This window comes from Nocardia kruczakiae NBRC 101016 (assembly GCF_001612965.1).
Taxonomy (GTDB): domain Bacteria; phylum Actinomycetota; class Actinomycetes; order Mycobacteriales; family Mycobacteriaceae; genus Nocardia; species Nocardia kruczakiae.
In genome coordinates this window covers 112,067-137,241 of sequence record NZ_BDBL01000022.1, presented here as the reverse complement: position 1 = coordinate 137,241, position 25,175 = coordinate 112,067, and the positions used below count along the sequence as shown (strand labels likewise).

At 70.2% G+C, this 25,175-nt stretch carries 19 protein-coding genes; 11 read left to right on the top strand and 8 right to left on the bottom strand.

What is annotated here, in order from left to right; genetic code table 11:
- The first annotated feature begins 65 nt into the window (after window positions 1-65).
- Both ureG and NK1_RS16920 read left to right on the top strand, forming a co-directional pair.
- Window positions 66-779 carry an urease accessory protein UreG gene (gene ureG / locus NK1_RS16925; protein WP_063009742.1) on the top strand — a complete coding sequence of 238 codons (714 nt, stop codon included), beginning with the start codon at window positions 66-68 and terminating at the stop codon, window positions 777-779.
- Window positions 769-1,449 carry an urease accessory protein UreD gene (locus NK1_RS16920; RefSeq protein WP_063009740.1) on the top strand — a complete coding sequence of 227 codons (681 nt, stop codon included), beginning with the start codon at window positions 769-771 and terminating at the stop codon, window positions 1,447-1,449. Before ureG ends, NK1_RS16920 begins: the two co-directional genes overlap by 11 nt.
- Window positions 1,450-1,592: 143 nt before the next feature.
- Here NK1_RS16920 and NK1_RS16915 read toward each other — a convergent pair whose 3' ends face one another.
- Window positions 1,593-3,131 (bottom strand): NAD(P)/FAD-dependent oxidoreductase, encoded by a 1,539-nt coding sequence (locus tag NK1_RS16915; protein ID WP_063009738.1) that lies wholly within the window; start codon window positions 3,129-3,131, stop codon window positions 1,593-1,595.
- 138 nt (window positions 3,132-3,269) lie between these two features.
- On the bottom strand, window positions 3,270-3,935 hold the full coding sequence (locus NK1_RS16910; RefSeq protein WP_157104313.1) for a TetR/AcrR family transcriptional regulator: 666 nt from the start codon (window positions 3,933-3,935) through the stop codon (window positions 3,270-3,272).
- 87 nt (window positions 3,936-4,022) lie between these two features.
- On the opposite strand from NK1_RS16910, the gene NK1_RS16905 reads away from it, so the two are divergent.
- Window positions 4,023-5,486, top strand: coding sequence for a cytochrome P450 (locus tag NK1_RS16905; protein WP_063009734.1), 1,464 nt, complete (start codon window positions 4,023-4,025; stop codon window positions 5,484-5,486).
- Here NK1_RS16905 and NK1_RS16900 read toward each other — a convergent pair whose 3' ends face one another.
- Together NK1_RS16900 and NK1_RS16895 are read right to left on the bottom strand one after the other, a co-directional pair.
- Window positions 5,487-6,377 carry a serine hydrolase gene (locus tag NK1_RS16900; protein WP_039778012.1) on the bottom strand — a complete coding sequence of 297 codons (891 nt, stop codon included), beginning with the start codon at window positions 6,375-6,377 and terminating at the stop codon, window positions 5,487-5,489.
- 126 nt (window positions 6,378-6,503) lie between these two features.
- The gene (locus NK1_RS16895; RefSeq protein WP_025349494.1) at window positions 6,504-6,710 is read right to left on the bottom strand and encodes a hypothetical protein; all 207 of its coding nucleotides are present in this window, start codon (window positions 6,708-6,710) and stop codon (window positions 6,504-6,506) included.
- 364 nt (window positions 6,711-7,074) lie between these two features.
- Here NK1_RS16895 and recC point away from each other — a divergent pair, with 364 nt between their 5' ends.
- Genes recC through recD form a run of 3 tightly spaced genes read left to right on the top strand, consistent with a single transcriptional unit; the run spans window position 7,075 to window position 16,039 of the window.
- On the top strand, window positions 7,075-10,533 hold the full coding sequence (gene recC, locus NK1_RS16890; protein ID WP_063009732.1) for an exodeoxyribonuclease V subunit gamma: 3,459 nt from the start codon (window positions 7,075-7,077) through the stop codon (window positions 10,531-10,533).
- Window positions 10,530-14,162 (top strand): UvrD-helicase domain-containing protein, encoded by a 3,633-nt coding sequence (locus NK1_RS16885; protein ID WP_084461071.1) that lies wholly within the window; start codon window positions 10,530-10,532, stop codon window positions 14,160-14,162. The genes recC and NK1_RS16885 overlap by 4 nt, the downstream gene beginning before the upstream one ends.
- On the top strand, window positions 14,159-16,039 hold the full coding sequence (recD, locus tag NK1_RS16880; protein ID WP_063009729.1) for an exodeoxyribonuclease V subunit alpha: 1,881 nt from the start codon (window positions 14,159-14,161) through the stop codon (window positions 16,037-16,039). Before NK1_RS16885 ends, recD begins: the two co-directional genes overlap by 4 nt.
- Window positions 16,040-16,059: 20 nt before the next feature.
- Here recD and NK1_RS16875 read toward each other — a convergent pair whose 3' ends face one another.
- A complete protein-coding gene (locus NK1_RS16875; protein ID WP_063009727.1) occupies window positions 16,060-16,764 on the bottom strand; it encodes a TetR/AcrR family transcriptional regulator in 705 nt (234 codons plus the stop codon).
- Window positions 16,765-16,894: 130 nt separating this feature from the next.
- Between NK1_RS16875 and NK1_RS16870 the strand changes: the two genes are divergently transcribed.
- Both NK1_RS16870 and NK1_RS16865 read left to right on the top strand, forming a co-directional pair.
- Window positions 16,895-18,466 carry a succinic semialdehyde dehydrogenase gene (locus tag NK1_RS16870; protein ID WP_063009725.1) on the top strand — a complete coding sequence of 524 codons (1,572 nt, stop codon included), beginning with the start codon at window positions 16,895-16,897 and terminating at the stop codon, window positions 18,464-18,466.
- Between the two features lie 52 nt (window positions 18,467-18,518).
- Window positions 18,519-19,346: an SDR family NAD(P)-dependent oxidoreductase gene (locus NK1_RS16865; RefSeq protein ID WP_063009723.1), complete on the top strand. Its 828-nt coding sequence runs from the start codon at window positions 18,519-18,521 to the stop codon at window positions 19,344-19,346.
- A 30-nt stretch (window positions 19,347-19,376) separates the two neighbouring features.
- Here the strand turns inward: NK1_RS16865 and NK1_RS16860 are convergent, their stop codons facing one another.
- Window positions 19,377-19,892 (bottom strand): NUDIX domain-containing protein, encoded by a 516-nt coding sequence (locus NK1_RS16860; protein WP_063009721.1) that lies wholly within the window; start codon window positions 19,890-19,892, stop codon window positions 19,377-19,379.
- An 84-nt stretch (window positions 19,893-19,976) separates the two neighbouring features.
- Between NK1_RS16860 and NK1_RS16855 the strand changes: the two genes are divergently transcribed.
- The 3 genes from NK1_RS16855 (at window position 19,977) to NK1_RS34580 (ending at window position 23,391) form a co-directional block, all read left to right on the top strand.
- On the top strand, window positions 19,977-21,146 hold the full coding sequence (locus NK1_RS16855) for an SPFH domain-containing protein (protein ID WP_063009719.1): 1,170 nt from the start codon (window positions 19,977-19,979) through the stop codon (window positions 21,144-21,146).
- Between the two features lie 579 nt (window positions 21,147-21,725).
- On the top strand, window positions 21,726-22,883 hold the full coding sequence (locus NK1_RS16850) for a TFIIB-type zinc ribbon-containing protein (RefSeq protein WP_063906026.1): 1,158 nt from the start codon (window positions 21,726-21,728) through the stop codon (window positions 22,881-22,883).
- A gap of 1 nt (window position 22,884) precedes the next feature.
- Window positions 22,885-23,391 (top strand): hypothetical protein, encoded by a 507-nt coding sequence (locus NK1_RS34580; RefSeq protein ID WP_063009715.1) that lies wholly within the window; start codon window positions 22,885-22,887, stop codon window positions 23,389-23,391.
- 10 nt (window positions 23,392-23,401) lie between these two features.
- On the opposite strand, the gene NK1_RS16840 is transcribed toward NK1_RS34580, so the two are convergent.
- Window positions 23,402-24,223 carry a putative protein N(5)-glutamine methyltransferase gene (locus NK1_RS16840; protein ID WP_245660591.1) on the bottom strand — a complete coding sequence of 274 codons (822 nt, stop codon included), beginning with the start codon at window positions 24,221-24,223 and terminating at the stop codon, window positions 23,402-23,404.
- Between the two features lie 52 nt (window positions 24,224-24,275).
- Window positions 24,276-25,148: a YdcF family protein gene (locus NK1_RS16835; protein WP_063009713.1), complete on the bottom strand. Its 873-nt coding sequence runs from the start codon at window positions 25,146-25,148 to the stop codon at window positions 24,276-24,278.
- Window positions 25,149-25,175: the final 27 nt, after the last annotated feature.

The window sequence follows — 25,175 nt, the reverse complement described above, 5'->3', positions numbered from 1 at the left end:
GTAACACCGGGTTCACATCGATCGGCCACGATGATCGTCGAGAGTCGAGGCCCGAAGGAGAGCTCATGCCGCCCCATCTGATCGACGGCGAACCGCACGATCACGCTCACGACCGTCCCAAGCGGGTGCGGACGCCGGGGGAGCCGGTGCGCATCGGGATCGGCGGGCCGGTCGGATCCGGGAAGACGGCGCTGGTCGCGGCGCTGTGCCGGCAGCTGCGCACCGAACTGTCGCTGGCGGTGCTGACCAACGACATCTACACCACCGAGGACGCCGACTTCCTGCGCCGGCACGCGGTCCTGCCCGACGAACGCATCAGCGCGGTGCAGACCGGCGGTTGCCCGCACACCGCCATTCGCGACGACATCACCGCCAATCTCGACGCCATCGACGATCTGATCGAGGCGAATCCGCCGCTGGATCTGATTCTGGTCGAATCCGGCGGCGACAACCTCACCGCCACCTTCTCCGCGGGCCTGATCGATGTGCAGATCTTCGTCGTCGACGTGGCCGGTGGCGACAAGGTGCCGCGCAAAGGCGGTCCGGGCGTGACGTTCTCGGATCTGCTGGTGATCAACAAGACCGACCTGGCGCCGATGGTGGGCGCCGACCTCGAGGTGATGCGCCGCGATTCCGCGGCGGTGCGCGCGGGCCGCCCGTTCGTCTTCAGCTCGCTGACCGAGGATCCGGCCGCGACACCGGTGCTGGCGTGGGTGCGTGAGCAGTTGGACGCGGTGGCGGCCGCCGAGTCCGCCGGGGAAAGCGCTGTTGCGCACTGAGATTCGCATCGTCGCGCGCGCAGGGGCCCGGCCGTGGTCGGCGGCCACCGGCGCGCTGGCGGTCCGCTGCACCGGACCGGATACGGTGCATCTGATCGGTGCCGCCGCCACGCCGCTCGGCGGGGACGAACTCGATATCCGCATCGTGGTCGATCCCGGTGCACGCCTGGTGGTTCGTTCGGTGGCGGCGACGATCGTGCTGCCCGGCCGCACCACCCGGATGTCGACGGCGTCGTGGTCCTTCGATGTCGGCGCGGGCGGTGAACTGGACTTCGATCCGGAACCGACCGTCGTCGCGGGGGGAGCCGGCCATCGTGCCGTCACCACCGTGCGGCTGGCCGCCGACGCCCGCATCCGCATTCGCGAACGCGTACAGATCGGTCGCACCGGCGAGGATCACGGCCGCTGGTGCGGGGATCTCGTCGCCGACCTCTCCGCCCTGCCGCTGCTGCGGCATCGCCTCGAACTCGGCGCCGGCACCGCCGCCGACGACCTGCTGTCGGCCCCGCGCGCGCTGTGCAGCGAACTGCGATATCCCGACGCCAGCCCCGCCGCCACCATCGGTGTGGCGGCCGCGTTGCTTCCGCTCGCCGCCGGTGGCTCGCTGTCGACGTGGACGGGTGCGCGGCTGTCCGAAGCGTCCGGCAGTTCCCGCGTCGACGCTGGGTGACCCGCCCGGGCGACGTTCGCCCGCCGACACCGGCCACCCAGCCCTGTCGCGGAAAGGTCGATCCGCCGCCTGTCGTGAATACACAAGGGCCGCAAGCTCATCGGCTCGCGGCCCTCGGTACTGCGATGGTGAAACCGGTGTGCTCAGCCGGCCTTCGGGCGTGACGAGCCGGAGGTGGTCGTCTCGCTGCTGTCGGAAGCCGGGGACTCGCCGACAGATTCGCTTGTGCCGGAGGACTTTTCGCCGTCCGGCGGAGCGGCCGCCGATTTCGCCGGAGGTTCACCCGGTGCGGCGGGCGGCGTCGTATTGCCGACCTCGGCCTGTACCTCCCGGGCGTCGGTCTCGTTGCCGTTCATGGCCTCGAGTGCCAGCCGGGCGAAGACCCACTGCTCGGTGGCCGCCATCTGCCCGCGGTTGCGGCCGAGGAAGGCGACGAACCACTGGAACACCGTGACGGTCCGGCTGCGGTAGCCGATCAGGTAGTAGAGGTGCAACACCAGCCAGATGAGCCATGCGAGGAAGCCGGAGAACTCCAGCTTGCCGATCTGGCACACGGCGTTGAACCGCGACACCGTCGCCATACTGCCCTTGTTGAAGTACTTGAACGGCTTGCGCTGCTCGGGGGTCTGCTTACCGGCGACCTCGGCCTTGATCTGCTTGGCCGCGTAGGTCGCGCCCTGAATGGCGCCCTGGGCCTGACCTGGAACGCCGGGCACCGCCATCAGGTCGCCGACCACGAAGACGTTCGGATATCCCTTGATCGTCAGATCCGGTTCGACCACAACTCGCCCGGCCCGGTCGGTTTCGGTGCCCTTGGACCGTTCGGCCAGCATCTTGCCCAGTTCGCTGGCCTGCACGCCGGCCGACCACACCTTGCACGCCGATTCGATGCGACGCTCGCTGCCATCCTTGTCCTTGACCGTCACACCACGGGCGTCGACGTCGGTGACCATGGCGTTGAGCTGGATCTCCACGCCCATTTTCTCGAGGCGGCGCTGTGCCTTGCCGCCGAGTTTGGGGCCCATAGGCGCGAGCACCGCGCCGGCGCCTTCGACCAGCAGAACGCGGGCGTCGCGCGGATCGATGTTGCGGAAGGTGCCGACCAGGGTGCGATCGGCGAGTTCGGCGATCTGGCCGGCCAGTTCGACGCCGGTCGGGCCCGCGCCGACCACGACGAAGGTCAGGAACCGGTCGCGTTCCTCCTGGGTCTTGGCCAGTTCGGCCTCCTCGAACGAGCCGAGGATGCGGGCGCGCAGTTCCAGCGCGTCGTCGATGGTCTTCATCCCCGGCGCGTAGGTGGCGAACTGGTCGTTGCCGAAATAGGACTGCTGGGCGCCGGTCGCGACGATCAGGCTGTCGAAGGAGGTGACGGTGTCCTGGTTGAGCAGTTTCGACGTCACGGTCCTGTTCACCAGGTCGATATCGTGGACCTCGCCCAGGATCACCCGCGTGTTGTGGTGTTTGCGCAGCACGATGCGCGTGGCGGGGGCGATCTCACCGGTGGACAGGATGCCGGTGGCGACCTGGTAGAGCAGCGGTTGGAACAGGTGCGTGGAGGTCTTGGAGATCAGTACGACATCGACGTCGTCGTGCTCGAGATGTTTGCACGCGAACAAGCCGCCGAAGCCGGATCCGATCACCACCACGCGGTGGCGTCGGTTCTCGACAGTTTCGGTTCCCATCAGCGCTCCTCGCCGGACGTTCGGTCTACGACAGGCTCAACGGTAGTCGGCTGTCCGGAGGCAGTCACGACGAGCACCGAATGTCGGCGCGTCCACGCCTCGGGCCCCGGTTTCGCCCCGCGCGGGGCGGGTATGCGATCACTTCGGCACCGGCTCCGCCGCGCCCACCAGCGGCCCGACGAGGCGGTCGCCGCCGATGCTCTGCACGCTCGGCCACAGGAAGGCCGCGAGCTGGTCGACGAATTCGGCGCGGGATCGGGTCGGCTGCTGTATCCAGGCCTCGGCCGACATCAGAATGGCGCCGACGGTGGCGGTCGCCCAGATCCGCGCCAGCGCCGGGTCGGCGTCGAGGCGCCGCAGGATGATATCGAAAATCGATGTCGCCCAATCGGATACGCGGGTGAAGAACGGCCGGTGCTCGGCGTCGCCGCGCTCGAGCCGCTGCATCATGACGTGGTGCAGGTTGGGATTGGCGTCGACGAAATCGCACATCAGGGTCACCACCGCGCGCAGCAGTTGCCGGGCGGGTAGCGGCTGGGCAAGCAGATGGTCGGCGGCGGCGATGATCGCGTTCATATGCCGTTCGGCCAGCGCATCGACCAGCGCCGGGAGGTCCGGGAACACCGCGTACACCGCGGTGCGCGCGTATCCGGCCTCGGCGGCGACCTGCGCGATCGTCATGCGTGCTCCGGAGCCGGCCACCACCCGCTCGGCCGCGTCGAGGATCTCCGCGCGCCGGCGGTCGGGATCCCGGGGTGGCCCGGGCGGGCGGCCTGGACGCCGAATTTCTGTGTCCCTTGTCACAGCGCGATTCTACCTCTAATGTACGAGGTGTACTTTTCTTGCGGCCGGGCGGCGTGGCGCGGTCGCTGTGTTCGGGAGGCATCAGTCATGGTCAGCGTCGACCCGCGTCCCTCCAGCGCCGAGCGGGAGAACATCGGCTTCATCGAAATACCGGACGGCCGTCCGATCGACCGCCTGCTGCACCGATTACCGGCGCGGGAGCAGGTCCTGGCGACACCGCCGCGGGGCAGTGCGGCATCGGCCGTGCGCGGCGACGCCGGACTGCCGGTGCTGGGCCGCTCGCTGCAGTATCTGCGCTGGGGCCCGGCCGAGATGTACGACCGGTACCGCCGCTACGGCCCGGTCAGCTACAACAAATCCTTCGGTATCGACCGCGTCCTGGTCGCCGGTCCGCAGGCCGTCGACGAGGTACTCGGCAAGCGGCGCAACGATTTCGGACAGGGCTGGGATTTCCTGATCGGCTCGTTCTTCCGCCGCGGACTACTGCTGCTGGAATTCTCCGAGCACATGTTCCATCGCCGCATCATGCAGCAGGCGTTCACCCGCGAGCGGCTGGAATCGCATCTGGCGCAATTGAGCCCGGTGGTCGAGGCCGCGGTCGAGCGCTGGAGTCCGGCCGGTGCGCGCACTCTGCGGCTGTATCCGACGGTGAAAGATCTCACGCTCGAAATCGCCACCGAAACCTTCATGGGCGTCGATGCCGGGCCGCAGCGCCACCGGCTCGGACAGGCCTTCCTCGACTGCACCCACGCACCGCTGGCGCTGGTGCGCTATCCGGTGCCCGGCGGTGCGTGGCGGGCCGGACTGCGCGGGCGCAAGACGCTCGAGGAGTACTTCACCGCGATGGTGCCGCACAAGCGCCGCGAAGAGGGTGCGGACTTCTTCTCCGCGCTGTGTCACGCCCGCGCCGAGGACGGTGCGATGTTCTCCGACGCCGACGTGGTGAACCACATGATCTTCCTGATCATGGCCGCCCACGACACGACCACCACCACCGCGACCTCGGTCGCCTACTACCTGGGCCGCCATCCCGACTGGCAGCAGCGGGTGCGCGCCGAGGCCCAGGCACTGTTCGGCGAGCTCGACGGCGCGCCGCCGACGATCGCCGACCTGGATCGGCTGCATGATCTGGATCTGGTGATCAAGGAGAGCCTGCGACTGGTGCCGCCGGTGCCGGGCCTGGTGCGCCGCGCCGTACGCGACACCGAGGTGGCCGGTCACTACATTCCGGCCGGCACCCACGTCGACGTCGCCTACGGCGTCAACCATCTGATCCCCGAATTGTGGTCGCATCCCGCGCGTTTCGACCCGGAACGGTTCACCGAGGGCCGGCGCGAGGACAAATCGCACCGGCTGGCGTGGATGCCGTTCGGCGCGGGAGCGCACAAATGTATCGGCATGCATTTCGGCACCCTCGAGGTGAAGGTGGTCATCGCGGCGATGGTGCGTGCCTACCGCTGGCACATCCCCGACGACTATCTGATGCCGTGGGGCTTCAACACCATCCCGTTCCCGCGCGACGGGGCGCCGATGCGGCTGTCGCGGCTGTGACTAGCGACCGGCGAACAGCAGCTGCGCGACATGCGTGGTGGTCTCCTCGCCATCGGTGTAGCCGCCCTGGTCGCCGAGGGAGTTCATCACGGCGAGAGTGTAGCGCTCACCGGGCCCGGCGAAGCCGACCGAGTTGACGACCCAGCCGCCGTTCTCGTCGGACCAGCCGTTCTTGAGGCCCGGATGCATGGCATCGCCGGCGCCCCACACGCCCCAGTGCTGGTTGGTGTCGACCTTGCGCATCCGATCGAGCAGATAGCCGCGGTCGTCGGGGTTCATGTGGTCGAGCACGTTGTTCATCAGCCGGTCCAGATCGGACGGCGTGCACTGCTGAAAACCCCAGTCCGGGAACAGATGTCCGTTGCCGTTGGTCGGGCGCGGCACCAGGCCGGTCATCCCGTTGGCGCGGAAGGCGTTGTTGAACGCCTGCCGGTCCGGGCCCGCGTACTTGTTCCACAGGAAGTCCGCCGCGGCGTCGTTGGAGGTCGCCAGCATGGACTCCATCTGGGTGCGGTCCTCGGGCGTCAGCGCGATCGCGCCGACCCGCGCCCGGTTCAGCAGATCCTCGGCGATGGCCAGTTTGATGGTGGAGGCGGTCCAGAACAGGGTCTCGGCATTGCCGTTGGCGTAGGTGCCGCCGGTGACGCGGTCGCGCACCACATAGCCGGTGACGCCGGGCCGGGAGGCCAGATAGTTGTCGACGGCCGCGATCCGGCTGCTCATATCGCAGTCGAAGCCGTCGCGGCAGCCCTGCATACGCAGTGGGACGGCGGCGGCCGGAGCGGGATCCAGCACGGGGGTGCCCGCCATCAGCGCGGCGGCGACGACGCAGGCACCGGCGGCCAGGCGGGTGGTTCGAATGCCGCGGGACGCGGTCCGGGGATAACGCACGGTGAGCCACAATAGCCACAAATGCGCCGATCACGCACGTCTTGAGGTCGGCCTGCGGATGTGCTAGCTACGCGGAGATCGTTGCGGGCCAGCGCATTTCGGCCATATCGCCCGCAACGGCGCAGGTCAGCGGAATGCCGCGAGCAGTTCCTCGACGCTGCGGCCGTTGAGCCGATAGCAGTGCTCGAAGGCCTCGGAATGTCCGTCGCGAGCCCAGCTGTGCAGCACCACACCGCGGCCGTAGTGCCGGGAGTTGATCAATTCCCACGTCTCGCCCGATCGCCGTACCGTGAACCCGGATCTGGGTACGAGGGGGACCACCGTCGCAGACATGAATCGAACCAGCCTTTCGATACCGCTTCTCCCGAAAACCTCCCCGCCGAAAACTGTGGCACACGACGGACCCGGTGTGCGGGTGACACGCGGTGGTGAATTGCGTTCGTGATAGCCGAATGGTCATGATGGCCGGATTCGATTGTGTTGCCGAATGTTTGGTGACATGCTGCGAAGAGCGGCAAATCGGTGGTAACGGGCGTTGGCGGGTCGATAGCGGACGGCTCGTGCCACGGCGTTCACAGGGTGCGGCGCTCCGAGACGGGTCGGGACCGCCGGGAGTGGCGGCCGGGTTTGTAGGATCGGGCGCGCCGCATCACCGCGACAAGGGATCGCGCGCGAGGGACAGAGAGGCGGTGCGCAGGTGCTGCACATCCACCGGGCCGAGTCGGCGCGCACGCTCGCCGACGCGCTCGCCGCGATGCTGTCGCACCCGCTGCCGGACCCCTTCGCCGCCGAGGTCGTCGCGGTCGGCGCGCACGGCGTGCAACGCTGGCTCAACCAGCGGCTCGCGGTGACCCTTGGCGCGCGCACCGGTGACGGTGTGGCCGCGAACATCGACTATCCGACCCCGGCCGCGCTGGTGGCCGACATCTCGGCCACGGCCTCCGATATCGCCGCCGACGCCGACCCGTGGGCGCCCGACCGGCTGGTGTGGCCGGTCCTGGCGGCGATGGACGCCGCGATCGGCGAGCCGTGGGCGGCGGTGCTGGCCCGGCATCTGGGCGTGGGCGCCGGCCCGGCCGAGGCATACCGGGCGGGGCGGCGGCTGAGCACCGCGACGCATATCGCGACCCTCTTCGACACCTACGGCACCACCCGCCCCACCCTGATCACCGACTGGGCCGACGGCGCCGACACCGACGGCTGCGGCGCCGAACTTCCCGACGACCTGCGGTGGCAGCCGCGACTGTGGCGGCGGGTGCGCGAGGCGATCGGCATTCCCGCGCCGGCGCAGCGGCTCGACACCGTCTGCCGCCGGCTGCGCACCGATCCCGCGAGTATCGATCTGCCGCAGCGCCTTTCGATCTTCGGACTGCCTCGGATCGCGGCCGCGCAGCTCGCGGTACTCGAGGCGGTGGCCGAACACCGGGACGTGCACCTCTGGCTCGTACATCCCAGCCCGGCGCTGTGGGAGCGGCTGCGGTCCGGCGCGGATGCCGCGGCGGAGGGCGCCCGTCCGGCCACAGGTGGCGCGACCGGATCCGGCGAGACCGCGGAAGCCGCTGCCGGGCTCGCGGGTGCGGCGACGATCGTGCGAACTCGTCTCGCCGCGCCCCGGCGGGTGGTGGCCGACCCGATCGCCCGGCATCCGCTGCTGGGGGCGCTGGGCCGCGACGTGCGCGAGGTGCAGAACAGGCTGGCGACCGTGGATTTCGCCGACCAGCACCACCAGCCGGGTTGTCCGGGTGCCGAAAAGGCTTCGGCGACAGTGCTTTCCGAGCTGCAGGAGGCCATCCGCGCGGACCGCTGGCCGCCGGTGGCGTGCGACGCCGACGACAGCGTGCAGATCCACGCCTGTCACGGCCCCGCCCGGCAGGTGGAGGTGTTGCGCGATGTCCTGCTCGGGCTCTTCCAGCGCGATCCCACTCTCGAACCGCGCGACGTGATCGTGCTGTGCCCCGATCCCGACGGCTACGCCCCGCTGGTGCGGGCGGCCTTCGGCCAGGGGCCCGCCGCGCTCGAGGACCCCGGCGCGAATCCCGCACACGGCTTACGGGTGCGGCCCGCCGAACGCAGTGCGGGCGCGGCGAATGCGGTGCTCGCGGTGCTGGAGGATCTGCTGGCGCTGGCCGAGGGACGTGTCGGCGTCACCCAGGTGCTCGACCTCGCCGCCACCGAACCCGTCCGGTATCGCTGCGGATTCGACGACGACGATATCGAGCGGCTGCGCGAATGGGCCGCCGAAACCGGCGCCCGCTGGGGGATCGGGCAACGGCAGCGGCAGGCCTTCGGACTCGCCGAATTCGGCCAGAACACCCTCAACGCGGCGGTCGACCGGATTCTGCTCGGCGTCGCCGCGGGGGAGTCCGGCGAGGACTGGCTGGATCTGGCGCTGCCGCTGGACGACGTCGACTCCGGCGATGTGGACCTGGCCGGGCGTTTCGCCGAATTCGTCGACCGGCTCGCGGTCTGCGTACGCGATCTGAGCGGACCCACCCCGGCCGAACCCGCCGGCACACCGCGTCCCGCCCGGCAGTGGCTGCAGATCCTGCATCGCGCGCTCGATCTGCTCACCGATCTACCGGCCGCCGCGGCCTGGCAGGGGGTGCAGGCGCGCCGGGAACTGGCGGCCGCCTTCGAGCACGCGGATGCGGCCGAGTTGCGACTGCCCGATGTGATCGCCGCCCTGCGGACGCGATCCCGGGCCCGGGCGCCGCGCTCCAATTACCGCACCGGTGAGCTCACCGTCTGCGGGCTGGCGCCGATGCGGTCGGTTCCGCATCGGGTGGTGGTGCTGCTCGGGCTGGACGACGAGGTGTTCCCGCGCACCGGCGGCATCGACGGTGACGACGTCACCGCCCGGGAACCGCTTGTCGGAGAACGTGATCCGCGCAGCGAGGACCGCGGGCTGCTGCTCGATGCGGTCCTCGCCGCGCAACAGCATCTGGTGGTGCTCTACACCGGTGCCGATCCGGTGACCGGTACGCCCCGGCCGCCGGTGACACCGCTCGCGGAACTGATCGACGTGGTGCGCGCCCACCGTGGTACCGGTGACGTGGTGCGGCGGCATCCGCTGCAGGCCTACGACGGCCGCAATTTCGACGCGCGCGACCCGTTCGGTTTCGACACCCTCGCGCTGGCCGCCGCACGCGCCGCGGCTCGCCCCGCGCAACCGAGCCCGCCGTGGCTGCCCGGCCCGCTGCCCGCCGTGGCGCGCACGGATGTGGAACTGGCGGAACTGGTGTCGTTCGCCGAACATCCGATCCGGGCCTTCCTGTGGCAGCGGCTGGGCATCCGGGTGCCGGAGGAGGACGAGGACATCGATGAGCGCCTGCCCATCGAACTGACCGGGCTGGCCACCTGGAACATCGGCGAGCGCATGCTGGCGGCGCGGCTCACCGGCGCCGATCCGGGCGCCCTGCGCGCCGCGGAGTGGCGGCGCGGCACCCTGCCGCCGTTCGGTCTCGGCGCTTCGGTGCTGGCCGAGGTGGAATCGACCGTCGACCGGCTGGTGCAGGTCGCCGCGCCACTGCAGCAGGCGCCGGCACGCACCATCGATATCGCGGTGGATCTGGGGGCGGGGCGGCGGCTGACCGGGACGGTCGCCGATGTGCACGACGACGCTGTCGTGCGCGCCACCTATTCGCGGCTCGCGCCCAAACATCGGATGGCGGCGTGGGTGCGGCTGCTGGCGCTGGCGGCCACCGAACGCCATCAGAGCTGGCAGGCCGTGAGCATCGGGCGCGGCAAGTTCGGCCGCCCGGCCTGGCGTTCGTCGCTGACCGCACCGGCTCCCGCGCTCGCGGCGGAGCTGCTGCGCGAGCTGGCCGACCTGCGGGAGGAGGGTTTGGCCGAACCGCTGTCGTTCGCGCCGTCGGCCTCGGCGGTGTACGCCGAACGCCGCTGCCGCGGAGCCGATCTCGACTCCGCCCGCGCCGCGGCGGAAGAGGAGTTCTACGGTGGGCCGAAGGGGCCGCGCCCGTTCGGTGACCACACCGACCGCTACCTGACCTACATCCGAGGACCCGAACCGACCTTCGAGCAACTGGGAACCCCCCTGCCCGAACCGGACCGCTACGGCGAGACCACCACCTTCGGCTCGGTGGCCCGGCGACTGTGGAATCCGCTGCTGGCCAACGAATCCCAGGGGCAGCCATGACCGAGGAACTGTTCCCCGTCACCGATCTGCGCACCCAGGAAGCGCACACCACGACCCGCCGCCGGCGCACTCGAGATGTCGATGAATCGGCGGATGCCGCTGAACTTTTCGCCATCGACGAGGTAGATACCGGGAAGAGGGCCGATGGCGTACGAGAGGCGGATCTACGTGTTGCCGTGCCATCCGCCGACGACATGGAATCCGAACCGGCGCCGGTCCGTGCGCCGTCGAACGGCCTTGGCGGTACATCCGGAAATCACGACCGCGGGGGCGCATCGCATTCGAGGAGCGCCCGCGCAGGTGGCTCGGCCCAGTTCGGCCAATTCGATCTGTGCGGTGACTTGCCCACGGGGACAACGGTTCTCGAGGCCAGTGCGGGCACTGGCAAGACCTATGCGATCGTCGGGCTGGCGGTGCGGTTCGTCGCCGAGGGGCTGGTCGACATCTCGCAGTTGCTGCTGGTGACCTTCAGCCGGGCGGCGACCCAGGAGTTGCGGGAACGCACGCGGGAGCGGTTCGTGACGGTCGCGGCCGCGCTCGAGGATCCGGAGGCCGCGCGCGCGGGAACCGACGAGCTGATCGCCCATCTGGCCGACGCCGATCCGGCCGAGGTGGCGCGTCGGCGCCGGCGGCTGGTCGCGGCGCTGTCGGATTTCGATGCCGGCACCATCTCCACCACACACGGGTTCTGTCAGCGCATGCTCGACGAACTCGGCATCGCGGGCGAACACGATCCGCGGGTGCGGCTGGTCGAGGGCATCGAGGAACTGGTGAGCACGGTCGCCGAGGATCTGTACCTGGCCCGCTACGCCCGTGGCGGCGCGCCGATGCCGGTGCGCCAGGCGCTGTCGCTGGCGGCGGCCGCGGTGGCGGACCGGCGCGCGCGGCTGGTGCCGGGGGAGGAACTCGGCGATCACCCGGCGGCCGAGGCGGCGGCGTTCGCGGCCGCCGTGCGCGCGGAAGTCGATCGGCGCAAACGGCTTTCGGGTATCCGCGACTTCGACGACCAGCTGGTGCTGCTGCACGATGTACTCGCCGACCCGGTGCACGGCGAGCGCGCGTGCCGCCGCATCCGCGACCGCTTCCGCGTGACACTGGTCGACGAATTCCAGGACACCGACCCCCTGCAGTGGGACATCCTGCGGCGGGTCTTCCACGACCACACGACCCTGGTGCTGGTCGGCGATCCGAAACAGGCGATCTACGCCTTCCGCGGCGCCGAGGTCCTCAGCTACCTGGACGCCGTCGCCCACGCCGAGACCCGTCGCGAACTCGATACCAACCGCCGCAGTGACGCCGGTCTGCTGGCGGCGCTGCACCACATGCTCGGCGGCGCCGCCCTGGGGCATCCGCAGATCACGGTGCCGCAGGTCACGGCGGTACGGCCGCACAGCCGGCTCACCGGGCCCGAGGGCGCGGCGGTTCCGTTGCGGCTCAGATGTTTTCCCCGCCAGGGCGCCGGAGCGTTGAACGGGAGCGGATTCCCGGTGGTGGGCCGCCAGCGCGATCGGATCGCCACCGACCTCGCCGCCGATATCGCCCGCACCCTCGGGTCCGGCGCCCGGTTCGGCGACCGCCCGCTGGGACCCGGCGATATCGCCGTGCTGGTCCGCACCCGCGCGCAGATCGACCTGGTGCGCGCGGAACTGGATCGCGCCGGTGTCGCCTCCGTACTCGCCGGTGGCGCCAGCGTTTTCGCCACCCGCAGTGCCACCGACTGGCTGTGGGTGCTGCGCGCGCTGGAACAACCGCACCGTGGTGATCGGGTGCGGCTGGCGGCGACCACCCCGCTGCTCGGACTGTCCGCGGCCGATATCGACGCCGGTGGCGCGGATCTGGTGGGCCGGCTCAGCACCCAGCTGCGCGACGCGGCCCGGCTGTTCGCGCGTTCCGGTTTCGCGGCCGTGTTCGACCGGCTGTCCGCCCAGGCCCAGCCCGCGCCGCGGCTGCTGGCCCAGAGCGGCGGTGAACGGCGCCTGACCGATCTGCGGCATATCGCGCAACTGCTCGACGAGGTCGCCGCGCGGGAATCGCTCGGGCTCACCGCGCTGACCCGCTGGCTGGCCGACCGGGTCCGTGATCCGGCCTCGGGCGCCGTCGCGGGACGCAGCCGTCGCCTCGACCGCGATGCCGCCGCGGTGCAGATCGCCACCGTGCACGCCAGTAAGGGCCTGGAATTCCCCGTCGTCTATCTGCCCTTCGCGTGGGACGGCGCGAAGAACCCCAATCCGTCGACGCTGCTGTTCCACGACGGCGACGAACGGGTCCTGGACGTCGGCGGCCCCGAGGCGCCCGGTTACGCCGAGCATCGCCGCCGCTGTGAGGCCGAGGAAGCGGGAGAGGAACTTCGGCTGCTGTACGTCGCGGTGACCCGGGCGCAGTGCCAGGTCGTGGCCTGGTGGGCGCCGGCTTACGGTACGGCCGCCGCGCCGCTGCACCGGATGATCCTGGGCCGCGACCCCGGCAGCGCCGAGGTGCCGGCCCGCAGTGAGGTGCCCGCGGACCCGATCGTGTTGCAGCAGTTGCGCGAATGGGCGGCGGCCGCCGGTCCCGGCCTGATCGAGATCGAAACCGTCCGCGCGGCGGTCGAGGCGCAGCTGCGCACCGAACGCGGACAGACCGCCGACCAGGCACTCGAGGCCGCGCGGTTCACCCGCTCCGTCGACCACGACTGGCGCCGTACCTCGTACTCGGCGCTCACCGCCTCCGCGCACGAAACGGCCCATGCTGCCACGGATTTCGTGACGCCGGATACCGTCGAGGGCGGCACCGACGAGCCGTTGTCGCCGGCGCCGGAACTCGGTCCCGGCCTCGGAACGGGGGACGAATTCGCCGGTGCGGCACCATCGTTGATGAACGACCTGCCCTACGGCGCCGAATTCGGCACCCTCGTGCACGGCGTGCTCGAGCTGGTCGACACCGATGCGCCGGATCTGGACGCCGAGGTCCTGCTGCGCTGCGAACAGGCCGTGGAGCAACTCATGGCCGATATCGATCCCGGCGAACTCGCCCGCGCGCTCGTCGCGGTGCTGCGCACGCCGTGCGATCCGGTCGCGCTGGCCGACATCCGGTCGCGGGATCGGTTGAACGAATTGGAATTCGAACTGCCGCTCGCGGGCGGTGACGACCCGGTGGCGGAGCGGGTGACGGTTCGGCGCATCGGGGCCCTGCTGCGGAAGCATCTGCGGTCCGACGATCCGTTCGCCACCTACGCCGATGCCCTCGACCTGCTCGACGACATTCCATTGCGCGGATATCTGACCGGAAGTATCGACGCGGTGCTACGAACCGACGGCCCCCGCTTCCTCGTCGTCGACTACAAGACCAACCGGCTCGGCACCGGTGAGCTGACCGTGGCGCACTATCGGCGCGACCGCATGGCCGAGGAGATGATGCGCTCGCACTATCCACTGCAGGCGCTCCTGTATTCGGCGGCGCTGCACCGCTATCTGCGCTGGCGCCTGCCCGGCTACGACCCGGCGCACCACCTCGGCGGGGTGCGCTATCTGTTCGTGCGCGGCATGATCGGCCCCTCGACCCCACCCGGCCACGGAGTCTTCGACTGGGACCCACCGGCCGGGCTGATCGTGGCGCTGTCGGATCTCCTGGCCGGGCAGGAGGGCCGATGACGGCGATTGCTCTGGCGCAGCGTGCCACCGGCTTGCTGCGAACCTTCAACACCGCCGGCGTGCTGTCGGCGGCCGATGTGCACGTGGCGTTGCGGCTGGGCAAGCTCGGCGGTGAATCCGGAGAGCAGGTGCTGCTGGCCGCCGCGCTCGCGGTGCGTGCGGTGCGGTCGGGATCGGTGTGCCTGGAATTGCGGCGTATGCACGAAATCGGTGTCGACGGTGAGGGTTTCGATCTGGGCGACGCGGAGCCGATCGATCCCGCCCTGCTGCCCTGGCCGGACGTCGAGAGCCTGTGCGAGCAGTTGCGCGCGAGCCCACTGGTGTGCGGCAGCCCGGCCGGACCGCTGTGCCCGCTGCGGCTGGTCGACTCCGAGGGCGGGCCGCTGCTGTATCTGGACCGCTACTACCGGCAGGAGCAGACGATCCGCGAGGCGCTGGCGGACCGTGCGCACGGGCATCCGCTCGTCGACCCGGACACCGTGCGCCGGGAACTGGACCGGCTGTTCCCCGGCACGGGCGGGCCCGGCGCCGCCCCGGACCGCCAGCGCATCGCCGCCGCCGTCGCCGCAACCAGCTGGACCACGGTGGTCGCCGGTGGCCCCGGTACCGGCAAGACCCACACCATCGCCCGCATCCTGGCACTGCTGGTCGCGCATCAGCGCGCGGTCGCCGACACCGCACCGCTGCGTATCGCGCTGGCCGCGCCGACCGGCAAAGCCGCTGCGCGCCTGCAGGAATCGGTGCGTGAACAGGCCGGCGACCTCGACCTGCCGGAGCTGACCGCGGCCACCGTGCACCGGCTGCTGGGCTGGCAGCGCGGCGGCACCACCCGCTTCCGCCATCACGCCCACAACCGGCTGCCCTACGACGTCATCGTCGTCGACGAAACCTCCATGGTGTCGCTGACCATGATGAGCAGGCTGCTCCCGGCCGTGCGCCCGGACGCCCGGCTGGTCCTCGTCGGCGACCCGGACCAGCTCGCCTCGGTCGATGCCGGTGCCGTCCTCGCCGATCTGGTCGCGGGACCGGTGGCCGGGCCGCCGAATCCGATCCTCGAGCGGATCCTCGACACCGGTTCCGGGCCCGTGGCCGGTGCCGAGGATCTCAGTGAACGGGAACGAAACCGATTGCGCGGCGGCATGATTCGCCTGACCCGCGGCCGTCGGTTCGGTGGCCGGATCGCCGATCTGGCGGTGGCGGTGCGCGCCGGCGACGCCGAGACGGCGCTCGCGCTGCTGCACGACGGCGGTGCGGAGCTGTCGCTGCACGAACCCGACGACATCGCCGATGTGCGCGCCGACGTGGTGCGCGCTGCCCGCGAATCCACCACCGCCGCCGAGGCCGGGGACGCCGCGGCGGCGCTGCGGGCGATGGAATCGCATCGACTGCTCTGCGCGCACCGGCAGGGGCAGTTCGGTGTCGAACGCTGGGACCGCATGGCCGGCGGCTGGGTCGCCGCGGCCGGGATCGGCACGGAATCCGCTGCCGGACAGTGGTTTCCCGGCCAACCCCTGCTGGTGACCGCCAACGACCACGAGGCCCGCATCTACAACGGCGACACCGGTGTCATCGTGCGGTCCGGCGACGGTGGCCTGCGCGCGGCGCTGCAGCGTGGCAGCGAACCGTATCTGGTGCATCCGACTCAGTTCCCGGGTGTCACCACGGTGTACGCGATGACCATCCACCGCAGCCAGGGCAGCCAGTACGGTGCGGTGACGATCGTGCTGCCCGGCCCGGAGTCGACGCTGCTGACCCGTGAACTGCTCTATACCGCGATCACTCGCGCCCGGCAGCGGGTGCGGATCATCGGTACGGCCGAGGCGCTGGAGGCCGGGATCTCGCGCCGGGTGCTGCGGGCGAGCGGGCTGCGCGGCTGAACCGGGCGTTGTCCCCGAATTCAGCCCTGTACGGGCAGGAAGATACCCGGAATCGTCAGGGCGAGTTCGACATCCTCGCGTCGGCCGAGGGTGACCAGCACCGTGCGGATCATCGTCAGCCGGGCCTCGGCGACCGCCTCGGGATCCGGGTCCGCCCCCGGTGCGGTGGCCAGCGACACCTGGTAGACCACGAATGCGCAGGCCTGCAGCGCGGTGTCGAGGTCCAGCGGTGCGGGCAACTGCCGGCCCAGTACGGCGAACTTCTCCCGCACCAGCGCGCGGATGTCGTCGAAGGCCTGCTCCCGGTACGCCGAGACCGGTGAGGCCGGATCGTGCAGTTCCGCGAACACCGGGCGCAGCATCGGCCCATGCCCCCGGGCCCAGTCCAGGTAGGCGTCGATGATGCCGATACCGAGTGCCACCGGCTCATCGGACTCCTCCAGGGCCCGGCGGATACCGCCCACCAAGCCCTCGTTGGACTGCGTGAGAACGACGTCGAGTGGGGCTGTGGCGTTGGCGAAATAGCGGTAGAAGGTGGGCCGCGAGATCCCGGCCTGTTCGATGATGCGCGCGACACTCAGTCCGCGCGAACCGGATTCGGTGAACACCGCGGCGGTGGCGGCAACGATGCGGGAGCGCACCTCGTCGGCCTGTGCGGGCGTCTGCGGCGGCCGGCCTCGGCGAGCGGCGCCGTTGTGAGTGGTGACCACCCCGTCCTGCGGCATCCGTGGGACCTCCCTGATCGGTTGTGCGGACTTGACATGGCCCGGCATCGCCCCATTAATCTAACATCGGTGTTAATCTAACACTGGTGTTCAACAAATTGTTGGCGCCTGCCGACCGAGAGGGCCGACAATGACGACCGCCCCAGACCTCGCCGCTGCTCCGGCCCTGCCGCAGGAGCTGGTGGACCGCCTCCTCGCGCACGCCACCGCGGGTGGCGCTCCGTCGGTGGTGGTCTCCGCCCCGGCCACCGGTGCGAAGATCGCCGATCTGCCGCAGTCGTCCACCGCCGATATCGAGTCCGCCTTCGCGACCGCCCGCAGCGCTCAGCAGCAGTGGGCGCGGGTGCCCGTGCGCGACCGCGTGGCGGTGCTGCGCCGTTTCCACGATCTGGTGCTGGCCGAACAGGACACCATCCTCGACATCGTCCAGACCGAGGCCGGCAAGTCGCGTGTGCACGCCTTCGACGAGGTCGGGGATGTGGCGGTCAACGCTCGCTACTACGCCGCCGCGGCCGAACGGCTGCTCGCCTCGCGCACCCCGCGCGGTGTGCTGCCGGTGCTCACCAAGGTCGAGGTCCGCAATCGGCCCAAGGGTGTGGTCGCGGTGATCTCGCCGTGGAACTACCCCTTGGCCCTCGCCGTTTCCGACGCGCTGCCCGCGCTGATGGCCGGTAACGCGGTCGTCGCGCGACCGGACAACCAGACCGCGCTCACCGCACTGTGGGCGATCGACGCCGCCGAACGCGCCGGCCTGCCCGCGGGGCTGTGGCAGGCGGTATTGGGCCGCGGCTCGGTGATCGGCGGTGAGGTGATCGCGCGCGCCGACTACGTCGACTACACCGGTTCCAGTGCCACCGGCCGAACCATCGCCCGGCAGGCGGGGGAGCGGCTGATCGGCTACTCGCTCGAACTGGGCGGCAAGAATCCGCTGCTGGTGCTCGCCGACGCCGATGTGAGCGCGGCTGCCAAGATCGCGGTGCGCGCCTGTTTCGCCTCGGCCGGGCAGCTGTGCGAATCCATCGAGCGCATCTACGTACACGACCGCGTCTACGATCGGTTCGTCCGCGAATTCACCTCCGCCACACAGGCTTTGCGGCTCGGATCGGCGCTCGACTACTCCTACGAGATGGGTTCGCTGACCTTCCCGCGCCAGCTCGACACGGTCACCGAACATGTCCAGGACGCCGTCGCCAAGGGTGCGACCGTGCTGGCCGGCGGCCGCGCACGGCCGGACCTCGGCCCGTACTTCTACGAGCCGACCGTCCTGGCCGGGGTGCGACCGGGGATGACCGTCTATCGCGAGGAAACCTTCGGCCCGGTCGTCTCGATCTACCGCGTGCACAGCGACGACGAGGCCGTCGAGCAGGCCAACGACACCGCCTACGGTCTCAACGCCAGCGTGTGGAGCCGCGATACCGGACGCGCCCGTGAGATCGCCGCCCGCATCCACGCCGGATCGGTGAACGTGAACGAGGGCTTCATCGCCGCGTGGGGCAGTGTCGCGGCCCCCTCGGGTGGGCTCGGCATCTCCGGCAGCGGCCGCCGCCACGGCCCGGAGGGGCTGCTCAAATACGTCGACACCCAGACCATCGCGGTCCAGCGCGCACTGCCGATCGCGCCGCTGCCGGGCATGTCGGAAGCGCTGTGGGCGAAGACCATGACGCTCTACTTCGGCGTGATGAAGGCGTTGCGGCAGAAATGATCTCGCCCGCTCGGGCACAGAGGACTTCGGTCACGGAGGAAGAGGAACGGATATGGATACGGTCGCGGGCAAGCGGGTACTGATCACCGGCGCGGCGATGGGCCTGGGCAAATCCTTCGCCCAGCGGGCGGTGCGCGAACAGGCCGCCGACGTGGTGCTCTGGGATGTCAACGAGATCGCGCTGAAGCAGACCGCCGCCGAACTGTCCTCCGGATCGGTGAGCCGGGTGCACCACTACGTGGTCGACGTCTCCGACCAGCAGTCGATCATCGAGGCCGGCACCGCGGTGCGCTCGGAGGTCGGCGATATCGACGTGCTGGTCAACAACGCCGGAATCGTGCGCGGCAACGGCTACTTCTGGGAAACCGAGAACCGCGCCGACATCGACAAGACGATGGCGATCAATTCGCTGGCCCCCATGTACGTCGCCCTGGAATTCCTGCCCGCGATGGTCAACCGCAAGACCCCGGCGCGAGTGCTGAACATCGCCTCCTCGGCGGCGCTCGTGGCCAATCCGCGCATGAGTGTCTACGCCGCGTCCAAGTGGGCGGCGCTGGGCTGGTCGGATTCGGTGCGCCTGGAACTCGAGCAGTCCGGCAACGAGCATGTGAAGGTCACCACGGTGTGCCCGACCTACATCAACACCGGAATGTTCGACGGCGCCAAGGGTTTCTGGTTCACGCCGATCCTGGAGCAGGAAGAGGTCGTCGACACCGCGTGGCGGGAGATGAAGAACGGTGCGGCGCTGGTCGTGCTGCCGTGGACCTCACGCCTCAACCGCGCCATCTCCGGTCTGCTGCCGCTGAAGGTGCGCGACTATTACCTGAACAAGGTGGGCGTCTATCACTCGATGGACGAATTCACCGGCCGTAAGTCCTGAGCCCCAGTCGATTCCAGTGGCTTCGCCGAATCACGAGGCTTCACCGGGCCGGTCACGCCACGGGAGCGTGACCGGTTCGGGTGGAATCCGACCCGCCAGCAGATCGCCGAGCAACCCGGCGAGACCGAGGGGGTACACCTCCTGATCGGTGCTCGCGAGCTCATCGACACTCCACCAGCGGAATTCGTCGATGGCGCTGCTTTCGTAGGTCAGCAGGCCACTCGTGTCCAGGTCGGTCCCGGCGGTGGGCAGCCGGTAGAAGAAATAGTCCTCGCGGAACGTGCCCGACAGCCATCCGGGAATCTCCAGATGCCCGGCCGCCACCGCCACCTGCGGTCCGAGATCGGCCGCGGTGACCCGTAATCCGGTTTCCTCGCCCAATTCCCGCGCCGCGGCCTCCGCCGGCGACTCGGCCGCATCGATACCGCCGCCGGGGGTGATCCAGTACAGCGGATCCAGCGTGCCGCGATAGGCGATGAGCAGAATCCGGTCGTCGGCGTCGGCGAGGATCACCCGTCCCGACCTGCGCACGTATCGCTGCTCCACGAGGCCTCATGCTAGCGGCCGCGGCGAATTCGTTTGTGCCATACTCGGCGCGGCGGAATGCGCCGAGGGAGGACGGAAGTACGCATGGGCCTGATGGACAAGATCCGCGGTGAATTCGTCGACATCATCGAATGGCTCGACGATACGAATTCCACGCTGGCGTGGCGATTCCCGCGCTACGACAACGAGATCAAGAACGGCGCCGAACTGATCGTGCGCGAGGGCCAGCAGGCCGTCTTCGTCTACCGGGGGCAGCTCGCCGACCGCTACGAGCCCGGCCATTACGCGCTGACCACGGAGAACATGCCGATCATGTCCACCCTGCAGGGGTGGAAGCACGGGTTCAACAGCCCGTTCCGGTCGGAGGTGTATTTCGTCAATACCCGTCCGATCACCGATTTCCGCTGGGGCACACCGCAACCGGTGACAGTGCGCGATCCCGACTTCCGCATGGTGCAGGTCCGCGCCAACGGCACCACCATCGTGAAGGTGGTCGACCCGGCCGTCTTCCTGCGCCAGGTGATCGGCACCGAGAGCGTCGTCGACATGGAGCAGATCACCGATCTGCTGCGGCGCACCGTCGCGCTCGCGTTCTCGGATATGGTGCTCGCCACCGGCCTCGGTGCGATAGATCTGCAGGGCCGTCAGGTCGAATTGTCCGACAAGCTCCGCGAATTCGTGGCACAGCGGGTCGCCTCGTTCGGCCTGGGCGTCGACGCGGTCACCATGACCATCTCGTTGCCCGAGGAGATCCAGCAGGCGATGACCCGCGGTGTGGCCCGTGGCGTCGAGGCCGGCGGATTCGCCGACAACGTCCGCGATCCGAACCGGTACCAGCAGGTGCAGGCGGCCGACGCGATGCTCGCCGCCGCGCAGAATCCCGGCGGCGGTGCGATGGGCGCGGCGATGCAGGCCGGGATGGGCGTGGCCCTGGGCGGGCAGATGGCGGGCGCGATGCAGGGCGCATTCGCCCAGCCCACCGGCTACACCCAGCCGGGGTATGGGCAGCAGCCGCCGCCGCTTCCGGTGCAGCAGCAGTTCCACATCGACCTCGACGGGCAGGCGGCGGGCCCCTTCCCGGTGGATCAGCTGCGCCAGTTCGTCGCCGCCGGACGCCTCACCCCGCAGACGAACGTCTGGACCACCGGCATGTCCGCGTGGGCCGCGGCCTCGACCGTCCCCGCGCTGCAGTCGTTGTTCGGCGGTCCGCCGCCGCTGCCCGGCACCCCGCCCCCGCCACCTCCCGCCGGCTAGCCGCACACCAGCCGAACCGGGGGACCGATGAACGACCCACGCCCACAACCGAACTCGTCTCGGGTGCCGCCGCCGCCCCGGGGCAGCCATGGCGAACCCGAGGGCATGACGCCGCCTCCGCTGCTGCCGCCTGCGCTGGATGGTTATCGCGACGCCGAGGGGGTGCCTCCGCCGCGGCCACCTGCGCTGGGCGGCTATCACGAGCCGGGGAGGATGCCCCCATCACCCATGCCGGGCGGTAGTTACCGCATGCAGGACGGCACGACGCCGCCACCGGTGGGCGTCGGCGCGGATTATCCTGCCCCGGTCACTGGTCGTCCCGGATCGCCACCGGTCGTAAATCGCGGGCCGGGAGTGGGCGGCGGCCCGGCGCTCTGTCCGCCCGCGAACCATCCGCCGGCGGCAACGACGCCGTTCGGCGCGCCGCCACTCGGCTCGACGCCTGCCACGCGGCCGGGTGGCCCGCAACCAGGCATGCCGCTCGACACGACGCCACTCGGTCGCGGGAACGACCTGTCCGGCGGCTTCGAGGATGGGTCGCCACCTGCTATAGCGCCGCGGGGTTCCGCGGATCCGGCGATGCTGCATCGGACCGAGCTCACTCGCACCTACCCCTGTACGGCCTGTGGCGGACAGCTGGTGTTCGATATCGCCTCGCAGCAGTTGCGGTGTCCCAGTTGCGGAAACCACTCGCCGCTGTCGGCGCCGCGGGCGCCGGTCGTCGCGCGGGATCTGCGGCAGGCGATGGGGGAGTTGCGTGCGCTGCAGGCCGTGACCACCGGGCCGGAGGTCACCGGGGAACGAGAGGTGAAGTGCCAGAATTGCGGTGGCACAACCACGTTCGTCGGCAGTCTGACCGCGACCCGCTGCCCCTACTGTGCCACGCCGATCCAGCGCGACGACGTGCACAATGCTCCCGCCCGGTTGCCGGTGGACGGTGTCGTCCCGTTCCGCGTCGACGAGAAGGCCGCGCGCGAACGCGTCGAGAAGTGGGTCTCCGGACGGTGGTTCGCCCCGACCGCGTTCAAGAAGTACAAGCGGCTCGGTTCGCTGGCCAGCGTCTACCACGCCTATTTCACCTACGACGCCGACGTGCACACGTGGTATCGCGGTGAGCGCGGCGAGGAGTACACCGAACGCTACTGGGACGACGGAGAGTGGAAGAGCCGCACCGAAATTCGCTGGTATCCGGCGATGGGTGAGGTCGGCAACCGGTTCGACGATCTGCCGATCCTCGCCAACGACATCGACGACAGCGCACGCGTGGCCGAACTCGAACCGTGGCCGGTCGCGGAGGCCACCGGCTATTCGCCGGAGTACGTCGCCGGGCATCTGGCCCGCACCTACGATCGCGACGCCGAGCAGATGTTCCCGGTCGCCCGCGCCCGGATGGAGAAGGTCATCGAGCAGACCGTGCGCGCGGACATCGGCGGCGACCGCCAGCGCGTGCACGATCTGCGGTCGAGCTGGAATTCGCTGGCGTACAAGCACATTCTGCTGCCGATCTGGCTGCTGACCGTGGTCTACGCGAACACCCCGTTCCGGGTCTACATCAACGGCCTGACCGGTGAGGTCGTCGGGCAGCGGCCGTGGAGCAAGGTCAAACTCGCCGCCTTCGTCACGGTCGTCACGCTGCTGATCATCGGCGCGGTCGTCGCCTTCTCGATGTGGCACGGCGGCGGCGGAACCCACCATCACAGCACCGGCCACACCACCGTCGTCCATCACGGGAGCTGACATGTTCGTGCTGCTACTGCTCGTGCTGGCCCTCCTGCTGATCGTGGGCGGGGCGGTCGCGGCCGGCGCGGTGGCCCTGGCGCATCAGCGCCGCCGTATCGCCGCCGAGAATCAGGTGGTGCCGGGCACGGCCACCCGCGCCCCGGCCGCGTGGGCTCGATCGCATGACCCCGAGGCCCGCCTGCACCGCCGCCTGCGCGACGCGATGACGGCGTTGCGCGCGGTGACCGCGTACGACACGGCGGCAACGGTCACCCTCCGGGCCGATCTGGAGCAGTCGGCACTGGCTCTCGACGACCACCTGGTCGCGATCTCGATGCTGCGTCCCGACGCGCGGACCGCGCAGCGGGCACAGGCCGAACGCGCGGTGGCGGCGGTCGAGGCGGGTGTCGCCGACTATGCCACGGCGGCAACCCGGCCGGATCTCGGTGCGCTCGAGGCGGATCTGGCGCAGGTGCGGGCGCGGTTGACGACGGCCGACGACCTCCGCCGCGGCATCGGCAGCTAGCTCTCGCCGCTCAGCCGGCGGGTGTCCTGGTTCCGCACACCACGGTCGCGCCGTAGTCGGACGATTCCGCGATCGCGGGCCGCAGCCCCGCTGCCGCGACGATCGCGGTCGCGGTGTCGATCTGGGCGGTGCCGATCTCGACCAGCATCCAGCCGCCGGCCGTCAGCCACCGCCCGGCGGCATCGGCGACGCGGCGCAGCACGTCGAGTCCGTCCTCGCCGCCGTCGAGGGCGGTGCGGGGTTCGTGGTCGCGGGCTTCCGGCGGCATCCGGGCGATCATCGCCGTCGGCACATACGGGGTGTTGGCCAGGAGCAGATCCACGCGTCCGATCAGTTCGCCGGGCAGGGCGGCGAACAGGTCGCCCTGAAACACCTGGGCCCCCAGCGGTTCCAGATTGCGCCGCGCACACGCGACCGCGACGGTGTCGATATCGGTGGCGACCAGCTCGACGTCCACCCCACCGGCGCGCAGAGCGGTCGTCGCCGCCAGGCCCAATGCGCCGGAGCCACAACACATGTCGACCACGGTGCGCCGATCACCCGGCCGGGCCGCGGTGCGTTCGAGCGCCTCGTCGATCAGGAACGCGGTGCGCTGCCGCGGCACGAAGACGCCGGGGTCGAGTGCCACCCGGACGCCGCGAAAGTCGGCCCAGCCGACCAGATATTCCAGCGGTATGCCGTCGACGCGGCGGGCGACGAGTGCGGAGAGCTCGCCGGGTGAGGAGGCGGCCTGCCGGAGCAAGGCCGCTTCCTCCTCGGCGAAGACGCATCCGGCGCGGCGCAGATCCGTCACGATCGCGTCGCCGGATTCTTCGGATTCGGGGTCGATCACCCCATCATTGTCGGCACGGCGTCAACCACGATTTTCCGTGCGCGAGCGCCGGTCAGCGGGCCGACGGCAGCAGGAAGGTGCGGGTCGCGTCGAGATAGATGCCGCGTTGTGCGGTCTTGCTCGGCGGCGGCAGCTGCGACACCAGCTGGTCGAGCGAGGTCATCGCCCCGACCACGCGGGTGCCGGCGACGATGAAATCGGCCACTGCGCGGCGGATGTGGTTCGGTGAGGTGACCACGACCGCACTGGTCGCGCCGGCGTCTCGCAGCATCTGGCTGCTGAACAGTGCGTTCTGCACGGTCGAGTTGGCGCGGTCCTCGACCAGCACACGGGAGGCCGGAATGCCGTGGCCGATCAGCCACCCCGCCATCGCGGCCGCCTCCGGCACGCCGTTCTGCGGGTTGCCGCCGGTTACCACGATCGGCGACATCGGCGCCGCGATCGCCTGCAACCACGCGGCGGTGAGCCGGTTGACCAGTTCGGGGCGCAGGCTGCCGTCGGGTAGCAGCCCGTAACCGAGCACCACGATGCCGGTCTGCGGGCCGACCAGCGCAGGCAGCGGATTGGGCAGGGTGCCCACGGCCGCGCCGATGGCTCCGATGAGGTTGCGGGCCCCCTGAGCCATGCCGGGGTCGATGGCCGCCAGCCGGTTGAACGCGGCTTCGCGGGTGAGCAGATCGCCGGTGTAGTCCGACCAGATGCCCTGCAGGGCGAGCGCCTGCGCGTCGTCGGGGGTGCCGTCCAGCAGCGAGCGCAGATCGGCGAGACCTGCCGCGTCGTTGCCGTTGACGAAGTTCTCCTGCGCCGAGTTGTACAGCGGCGCGGGTCCGTCGGCGGCCGTGGCCGTCGTGGTGAGCGGTCCGGCCAGCAGCGCGGCCGCCGAGGCCGCGACGAGAAGATGTTTCACATGTCTGGCGATGTTCACTGCAGTTGTCACCTTTCCGGGCGAGCG

Coding starts and splice junctions, on each gene's coding strand:
- ureG (WP_063009742.1), top strand. CDS start 66: ATGCCGCCCCATCTGATCGACGGCGAACCGCACGATCACGCTCACGAC.
- NK1_RS16915 (WP_063009738.1), bottom strand. CDS start 3,131: ATGGGAACCGAAACTGTCGAGAACCGACGCCACCGCGTGGTGGTGATC.
- NK1_RS16905 (WP_063009734.1), top strand. CDS start 4,023: ATGGTCAGCGTCGACCCGCGTCCCTCCAGCGCCGAGCGGGAGAACATC.
- NK1_RS16895 (WP_025349494.1), bottom strand. CDS start 6,710: ATGTCTGCGACGGTGGTCCCCCTCGTACCCAGATCCGGGTTCACGGTA.
- NK1_RS16885 (WP_084461071.1), top strand. CDS start 10,530: ATGACCGAGGAACTGTTCCCCGTCACCGATCTGCGCACCCAGGAAGCG.
- recD (WP_063009729.1), top strand. CDS start 14,159: ATGACGGCGATTGCTCTGGCGCAGCGTGCCACCGGCTTGCTGCGAACC.
- NK1_RS16875 (WP_063009727.1), bottom strand. CDS start 16,764: ATGCCGCAGGACGGGGTGGTCACCACTCACAACGGCGCCGCTCGCCGA.
- NK1_RS16870 (WP_063009725.1), top strand. CDS start 16,895: ATGACGACCGCCCCAGACCTCGCCGCTGCTCCGGCCCTGCCGCAGGAG.
- NK1_RS16865 (WP_063009723.1), top strand. CDS start 18,519: ATGGATACGGTCGCGGGCAAGCGGGTACTGATCACCGGCGCGGCGATG.
- NK1_RS16855 (WP_063009719.1), top strand. CDS start 19,977: ATGGGCCTGATGGACAAGATCCGCGGTGAATTCGTCGACATCATCGAA.
- NK1_RS16850 (WP_063906026.1), top strand. CDS start 21,726: ATGCTGCATCGGACCGAGCTCACTCGCACCTACCCCTGTACGGCCTGT.
- NK1_RS34580 (WP_063009715.1), top strand. CDS start 22,885: ATGTTCGTGCTGCTACTGCTCGTGCTGGCCCTCCTGCTGATCGTGGGC.